Source organism: Flavobacterium sp. (assembly GCF_040382755.1).
Taxonomy (GTDB): Bacteria; Bacteroidota; Bacteroidia; order Flavobacteriales; family Flavobacteriaceae; genus Flavobacterium.
Map to the genome: position 1 here is coordinate 1 of NZ_JBEIET010000099.1, position 7392 is coordinate 7392.

General features: G+C 30.9%; 5 protein-coding genes and 1 pseudogene. 1 reads left to right on the forward strand and 5 read right to left on the reverse strand.

The genetic code is table 11. From position 1 onward, the window contains the following. The 5 genes and pseudogenes from ABWO04_RS08715 to ABWO04_RS08735 form a co-directional block, all read right to left on the reverse strand. Positions 1 to 1236 (reverse strand): annotated as a pseudogene (locus ABWO04_RS08715) (hypothetical protein); the annotation flags it as partial. A gap of 63 nt (positions 1237 to 1299) precedes the next feature. Then, positions 1300 to 1923 (reverse strand): hypothetical protein, encoded by a 624-nt coding sequence (locus tag ABWO04_RS08720; protein ID WP_353079204.1) that lies wholly within the window; start codon positions 1921 to 1923, stop codon positions 1300 to 1302. 353 nt (positions 1924 to 2276) lie between these two features. Continuing rightward, positions 2277 to 3239 carry a WG repeat-containing protein gene (locus ABWO04_RS08725; RefSeq protein ID WP_353079206.1) on the reverse strand — a complete coding sequence of 321 codons (963 nt, stop codon included), beginning with the start codon at positions 3237 to 3239 and terminating at the stop codon, positions 2277 to 2279. A gap of 92 nt (positions 3240 to 3331) precedes the next feature. Continuing rightward, positions 3332 to 4669, reverse strand: coding sequence for an SPFH domain-containing protein (locus ABWO04_RS08730; RefSeq protein ID WP_353079208.1), 1338 nt, complete (start codon positions 4667 to 4669; stop codon positions 3332 to 3334). 17 nt (positions 4670 to 4686) lie between these two features. Continuing rightward, the gene (locus ABWO04_RS08735; protein WP_353079210.1) at positions 4687 to 5445 is read right to left on the reverse strand and encodes a zinc ribbon domain-containing protein; all 759 of its coding nucleotides are present in this window, start codon (positions 5443 to 5445) and stop codon (positions 4687 to 4689) included. Positions 5446 to 5796: 351 nt separating this feature from the next. On the opposite strand from ABWO04_RS08735, the gene ABWO04_RS08740 reads away from it, so the two are divergent. After that, on the forward strand, positions 5797 to 6915 hold the full coding sequence (locus ABWO04_RS08740; protein ID WP_353079212.1) for a hypothetical protein: 1119 nt from the start codon (positions 5797 to 5799) through the stop codon (positions 6913 to 6915). Positions 6916 to 7392: the final 477 nt, after the last annotated feature.

A 7392-nucleotide genomic window follows, 5' to 3' on the forward strand; every position in this document is an offset into this window, starting at 1 on the left:
ATTTGTGCCATTTGTGCCATTTGTTCGATTACTGCCCGGAAGTCCTTGTATTCCCTGAGAACCCTGTAGTGAACTTAAAAACTGTGATTCGGTACCGGTATTTCCAGCATTCAACCATATTTGATATACAGATAATCCATCAGTTCCGTTTAAACCATTTGTTCCATTTGTTCCATTACTGCCCGGAAGTCCTTGTATTCCTTGAGAACCCTGAAGTGAATTTAAAAACTGTGATTCAGTACCTGTATTTCCCGCATTCAACCATATTTGATATGCAGATAATCCATTTGTTCCGTTTAAACCATTTGTGCCATTTATTCCATTACTGCCCGGAAGTCCTTGTATTCCTTGAGAACCCTGTAGTGAACTTAAAAACTGTGATCCAGTACCAGTATTTCCCGCATTCAACCATATTTGATATGCTGATAATCCATTAGTTCCGTTCAAACCATTTGTGCCATTTGTGCCATTTGTTCCATTACTGCCCGGAAGTCCTTGTATTCCCTGAGAACCCTGTAGTGAACTTAAAAACTGTGATTCAGTACCAGTATTTCCCGCATTCAACCATATTTGATATGCTGATAATCCATCAGTTCCGTTTAAACCATTTGTGCCATTTGTGCCATTTGTTCCATTACTGCCCGGAAGTCCTTGTATTCCTTGAGAACCCTGAAGTGAACTTAAAAACTGTGATTCGGTACCGGTATTTCCCGCATTCAACCATATTTGATATGCAGATAATCCATCAGTTCCGATACTACCCGAAGGACCTGGTGGCCCTGCAGGACCTACTGGTCCTTGAGTGCCTGGGTTTGCAGCATAATATGCAAATGGAACATATGTAAATGGATTGTTACTTATTAATGTGAAATTTTGACAATTTTGTGTGGCGTCTAATTCTACTTTTAGACTTTTTGAATTGCTATTCCAAATAACTCCAGAAAATCCATTAGCATATCCAGCTATTTGGGTATTAGTGCCAATTAATAAATTAACCATGCCAAATTGATCAGTTGCAGTTAATCTGTTTTCTTGATATTCTATTTGATTTTGATGATCAATAATACTAAATCGAAGACAAATTGTTTTATTAGCTAATATATATTGTTGATTATTGGCTCCAGGTAATTGTTGCCCATTTGGACTTAATATAACAGCTTGATATGTTATACCAGTACTTTGTGAAAAACTAATAAAAGTTACTAATTGTAATAGTATAAATAAAATCTTTTTCATAATAGAATCAATTAATTTCAATAGAATACATTGTCATTTATTTTAAGTAATTTCATTTTTAAATTATTCTACTACAAAGTGAATACAAAATCGAAATTGATGATTATTAATCTTTAGTACTTCCTCAGTGGTATTTGATAAATTATATCCTACAGAGTAATTATAACCTAAACTAATTTGCCAAGAATCAGATATAAAATATTTTGACACAAAAGTAACCCCAGGTTGTATCCATATTCCGGTAAACTCTTTTTCTTTTGTTAAGTCAAAATTTTTCCCGTTGATTTTTTGGACTCCGTTAAAAATATGCATAAATTGCATTTGAAAAGCGCCAGATAATTCAATTGGATTTCTATAAGAAGGGATAATTATATATTCAAAATGATTATTTATTCCCATATATGTTGTTTCCCATTCATATTGATTAACAGAATCTCCAGCATTTGAATTAAAATTATTTATTGCAAATCCAATCGCATAATTCATTCGCTCTTTTACGTTAAGCAATTTATAACCCAACTCGTAAAAATGTCCTGTTTTAGGTTTCAATTCTAGGGGTAAGTTGTCGGTACCTTTAAAATCATATGATGTAGTATTTATTCCATTTGAAAAATAAAAACTTTGTGCATTTAATTCAAATGAACCGAGAATTAATACAAATAAGTAAAATGTTGATTTTAGAAACATACATAATTTTATAAAATATTTATTATGACTTATGAAAAATCGTAATAAAAATAATTTTCAAATTTTAATAATTATAATTGAACAAAAAAATCCATCTAGTTCCATCATGTAATTTTTGTGATATAAAAAAATTTAAATGTTTTAGTGAATTTATTTTTTTAATGATTTAAGTATAAATTCAATTAAAAAAAAAACATATTTACTATTATAAGTTTCAAAAGTTCGAAGATAAATCTTCAATTTCCACAAAAAATAAAAAGACCTCTTATTTTCATAAGAGGTCTTTTTTTATTTTCCTGTTACTTATTACATGTGTTAAAACGAATGTGGTAGTACTATTAAATATATTTATTTTATTGTGAACATGGAATAGCATCATCCATATTTACGCAATTTAAATTTTCATCTATATAAAAATAATCCCCATAATTTTCTACATAAAGACGCCCTAGCTTCAATGAATCAGCATTACGAGTCCATGAACCTAAAGGATCAATTTTTTTCATATTAATTTCGATTTTAATATTACCAGAATGGTCAATTATACCGAATTTTGAACCATTATCAACTATCAAATATTTATTTGAAAATGAACCAACAACTTGAAAATATATTTGACCTCTTTTGAACATCCATTCACCTTTCTTATTTATTACTCCAACAAAACTAGTTCTGTTATTTATTTCTTGTTCAAGGGTAGCCAAACCATTACCAAGATTTCTACTTCCTGAATAATCATAAATAATTTGAGTAATTTCCTTCCCTGTTTCATTTATAAATCCAACTTTATTTTTTAAAAATACTTTTGCTATACCATCTTTAAAATCATCGACTTGACTGTATTTAGGAATGACAACTTCTTTACCTTCTTCATTTATAAACCCCCATTTCAAATTTGGATATGTTCCAGTAGCAACAGCTGCATAACCTTCTTGAAAATCATTTGCCGCAAAATATTTCAAAGTAGTTATCATTTTTCCTGATTTATTCAAAAAAGCTTTATCTAATTTATTATTCATTACAATTGCAAAACCATTACTAAAATCTGAAACCTGAAAAAAAGTAGGAGGTACAATTTCAATACCTTTTAAATCTATATAACACCATTTACCTTCTCTTTTTACAGCCGCAAATCCTTCTTTAAAGTTTTTGACTTCATCATAAAGGTTCTCGTTTACTGAGTTTCCATTTACAAAAAATTTAAATTTATTTCCATTTAGAGTTCTAACCTGCTTAAAATCAATTGAATCAGTTGATTGACCATAGCAGATTAAATTTGTAATAAAAAATATACAACCAATAATAATTTTTTTCATTTTTTATAATTAATTTTTTTCCTACTCATTTGGCTTTTCAGAATACGCCCCGTTTTTTAAAGTGGGTTCTGAACTCCACTGTAAAGATTATTTTAAACAACTGGAGGCGGTGGTGGTGGAACTGCTCCAAATAAATTTTCAAGTTCTTGAACATTACCTGCAATTTCCCAAGCAGTCATACCTTGTTTCCAAACATGTGTATTTTTTGTAAGTTGTCCACTATGAACCATTTGTTGTAATTGTTGCCAATTAAATGGAACTGTTGTTTGTCCGTTTACAGAAACACTATATTGGATTGGTGGTGGTGAGGGCGGTGTGTTTTGTTGTTGGTTCATATTTTGCCCCATTTGGTTCATCATACCTGCCATTTGGTTTCCCATAGCTCCACCCATCATCAAGCCTGTCATCATTCCAGCAGGGTTCATTCCTCCACCTCCACCTGAGTCCATGTTGCCCATGTTACCCAGGCTTACAGCTCCTGCTTTTAGCACTTCTGTTTGTTGATTGAGTGCATGAGTACTTATAAAGTTAATTTCGGTTTGTAGTTTTTGTGCCCGTTGTGCTTCTTCTCTTTGAATACGCAAGGTTTCTTCCATGTTTTGAGCATTAATATTTTGCATGTCTTCTATGTTCTTAATGGTAACATCAGATTGGGCAACAGTTGTTTTAGTTGTTTGATCGGCTGTTACTTTTCTTAACTCTGCATATCCTTCACTTTCTTTATCAACTTCAATGGTTGCTATATCCAGCCCCTTCATATTCACACCAAAATCTGTTTCAAGTCTTGGTTTGAGATATGCAGTAACAATTTCATTAATTTCTAAAAGTTTACGTTCCATTTGAAGAACAGGAATTCCTTTGTCGGCAGGGATGTTTGTAATTACACCTTTAATGTACTTTATAACCGCATCTTTAATTTGTTTGTTAAAATCTTCTAGCTCGAAATTTATTAATCGGTTGAGTTTAATAAATGCTTTGTAGTCTGTAAGGTTAAAGGTAATTTTACCTCTCGCCGCAATTGGAACTGCAAAATCTGAAAACCTTGGGTCGAACACATCAAAGTACGGAATACCAAATCTCACTTGAATATTACCCGATAAGTTGATAAAGTAGATTTCTGCCTGAAATGGTGAAGCACCTCCAAAAGCAGTACCTACAATGCTTGTTAGAACCGGAAAATTTGCAGTTTTAATGGTTTGGTCATAAGGACCAATTATAAAATCTTGCATAGTACCATCTTTTTGCTGATACACAAAAACGGCTAATTCTCCGTCTTTAATTCGTAAACTGCTACCATAACGTAATACATTTTCCTTATTTGTTGAGTTGGCTTCGCCTGAAGGTCTCCATTTCCAAACAAGATATTCTTGTTCGTCACAGCGAATAACATCCATGAATCCACCTTCTTCTTTTTTTTCAAATAGTACCATGTTTTTATTTTTTCGGATTATTTAATTCCAAGCTGTTTTCCATAATACTCAACTTGTTCTAGAGTTTTTTTATCTTCTTTCATTGATAACCTTGCTTTCATTAATATTTGTTCACATTTTTGCATCCAAACCTCTGCAATCATAAAGTCATAATTTTTGGCGTGGTCATCACCAAAATGAGCGCCAAATTTCTTGAAAGCTGAAAATGTAGTTTTTTTCGCTGGCGAAGCTAAAGGTATAGCCATTGACAGAAATTCTAAAATATCCTCTTTCGAATTTGGAATAGGAAAGTGCATAATAAATTCTTTCTTTTTAGTGAATACTGCCCGCTTCCAATCTCCACCGCCAATGTTATCTAATCCACCGAAAACTTTGCTCATTAAACCACCATTATTATTGTTGTCTTTAAATACAATTTTACTTTCAATGGTTTGATAGTCTTTGAAAAACTCTATAATTGAATTTGCACTTTCAACATTTCTGAAATCGTGACCACAATCTGAACAATTAGTGCTATAAGTTTGAACCATTGCACCACATGCCGGACATTTTTTAACATCTCCGAATTTGTCCGACTTTGGCGCTGCAACTGATGGTGCAGCTGCTTTTAAAGTTTGTTGTTTTTCAAACAACTTAGCATCAAGTACCATTTCAAATTCGTCAAGGTCAATACCTATAGCTTCTGCTTTTTTAAAAAGAATTTGCTTTTCTTTTTCTGTCAAATCGCCATCTGCTAAGGCAAGATTGATTAAGTTTTCAATTTGTTCGTTGTACATAAAATTTAAATTGTTTTGGAACCGATTATGGTGTTGACATTCAAATTAATATTTTCATTTCCCTAATAGAATGGTTTAACTACAAAGACAAGTTTTCAAGCAAGCAAATACACACAGTTCATTTTCTGTACTAGGAATTAATTTTTTTTTCTTTGTCTTTATGCAGCAAAAAAATATTGACATTGTGTCTGTGAATTTATTTCGACTTGTTTGTATTTTTATTATTCAAAAGTACTTATTGTTAAACACGTTAAATACTTGATTGTGGGTTCTTTTAGGTTCTTTTATAACTAAGGCTTAAAGAACCGTCTTAACATTGCATTAAATTATATAATTTTAAAAAAAAAAAAAATGTTATATACCGATGAATTAAGACTACAAATTGAAAATAGTTTTGGAAAAAAAATAGTCTCAAAAACTGATGCTACAAACTTAAAAAATTCAATATTGATAAACCAAAAAGAATATTTAAGCGAGAGCACTATCCGAAGGTTTTTCAATCTAGTTAAGACTGGTGTAACATCACATACAACTTTAGATATCTTTTCAAGATATATCGGATTTAGTTGTTATAATGAATTTTGTGTTTTTTGTGAACATCAAATCAAAAGTGTTGCAAATTCTGAGATCGATGATGTAATCATAACCGAATTAGCTACCAAAAAAAGCATTTCAATCTTTGAAGTAAATCTTTTTACGAATCGGATTATTCAACTTATAAAAAACAATGATGTTGAAATTTTAGAAACCTATTTCAATAGCGATTCTTTATTTGAACTCATCAAAGCAAATCAAAGTATAGCTGACTTATTCGCTCAAACTTTGGGTCCTTATTTTTCTATTAGATCTGGACTCAAAAAATTTGCGTTGGATAAAATAATGGCTACAAAATTTTTTACGCCTTTGATCTTGAATCATTATGTTGACGTTGGAAATGATGATTTTGAACCCTATTACAAATCACTATTTCGCTCTGGTAAAACAACAGAAGAAATTGTTTTTTCTGGTACTATATTAGCACTTAATAACATTCTAAAAGACCAATGGGAAGATGCTAATTTTTATTACAAAAAAATTAAAAATAACAAACACTATTCGTCCTTACCATTGGCTGGAAGAATCGCTTTAATAGATTGGATTTTTAATGATGATTTTGATGCTTTGATTGAATGTGCTAATAATTTTTCAGATCAAATAGTGTATTTTTCAATAGACATTATCCCCTACTTTATACTCAAAAATCGTAAAGATTTATTAAAAATTTGGTTTCAGAAATTTCCCAAAATGATTAGGCAAAATAAATCTTGGGTTGAAAATGATTTTATTACCTTGATAAAAATCGCCAAATACTTTACTGAGGATAATGACGAAGAATTGAACAAACTTCTTGATTATAAAAACAATATGATGAATTCTAATACTTTATTTAATTTGGCAATTATATGTCTAGAAAAGAATACATCCCGATAAGCCAAAAAAGAGTTAATCAATTTTATGTAGCAATATAATCACCCAATACTCGAAAGAAATCAGAATTAGCTTCAAACCATAAACAAGTGAGTAATTACAAGAATCTTAACTCGAAAATACTCAAAAACTATTTGCATTTTCGGTTCAAAAGTTCGAAGATAAATCTTCTATCTCCACTTTGTCGAACCAAAAGCCTTTTCATTTTTTTGGAGAAGGTTTTGGGTTCAAAAGTTCGAAGACAAATCTTTTATTTCCACAAAAAAACCCTGTAAAAAATAGTTTACAGGGTTTTATTCTTAAAATCTTAGTCTTAAAAAATATCATTCAATTGCTTTATAGCAATTTCCCAAGCGTTTAATTTTGATTGTTGATTTTGCCTTGCGTTTGGATGAATAACTTGTACTACTTTATCTCCAAAATGCAGCTTTAAAAAAGCGTGAGTATCATTACCCAATGCTAAAATATGAGTTGGTTTAA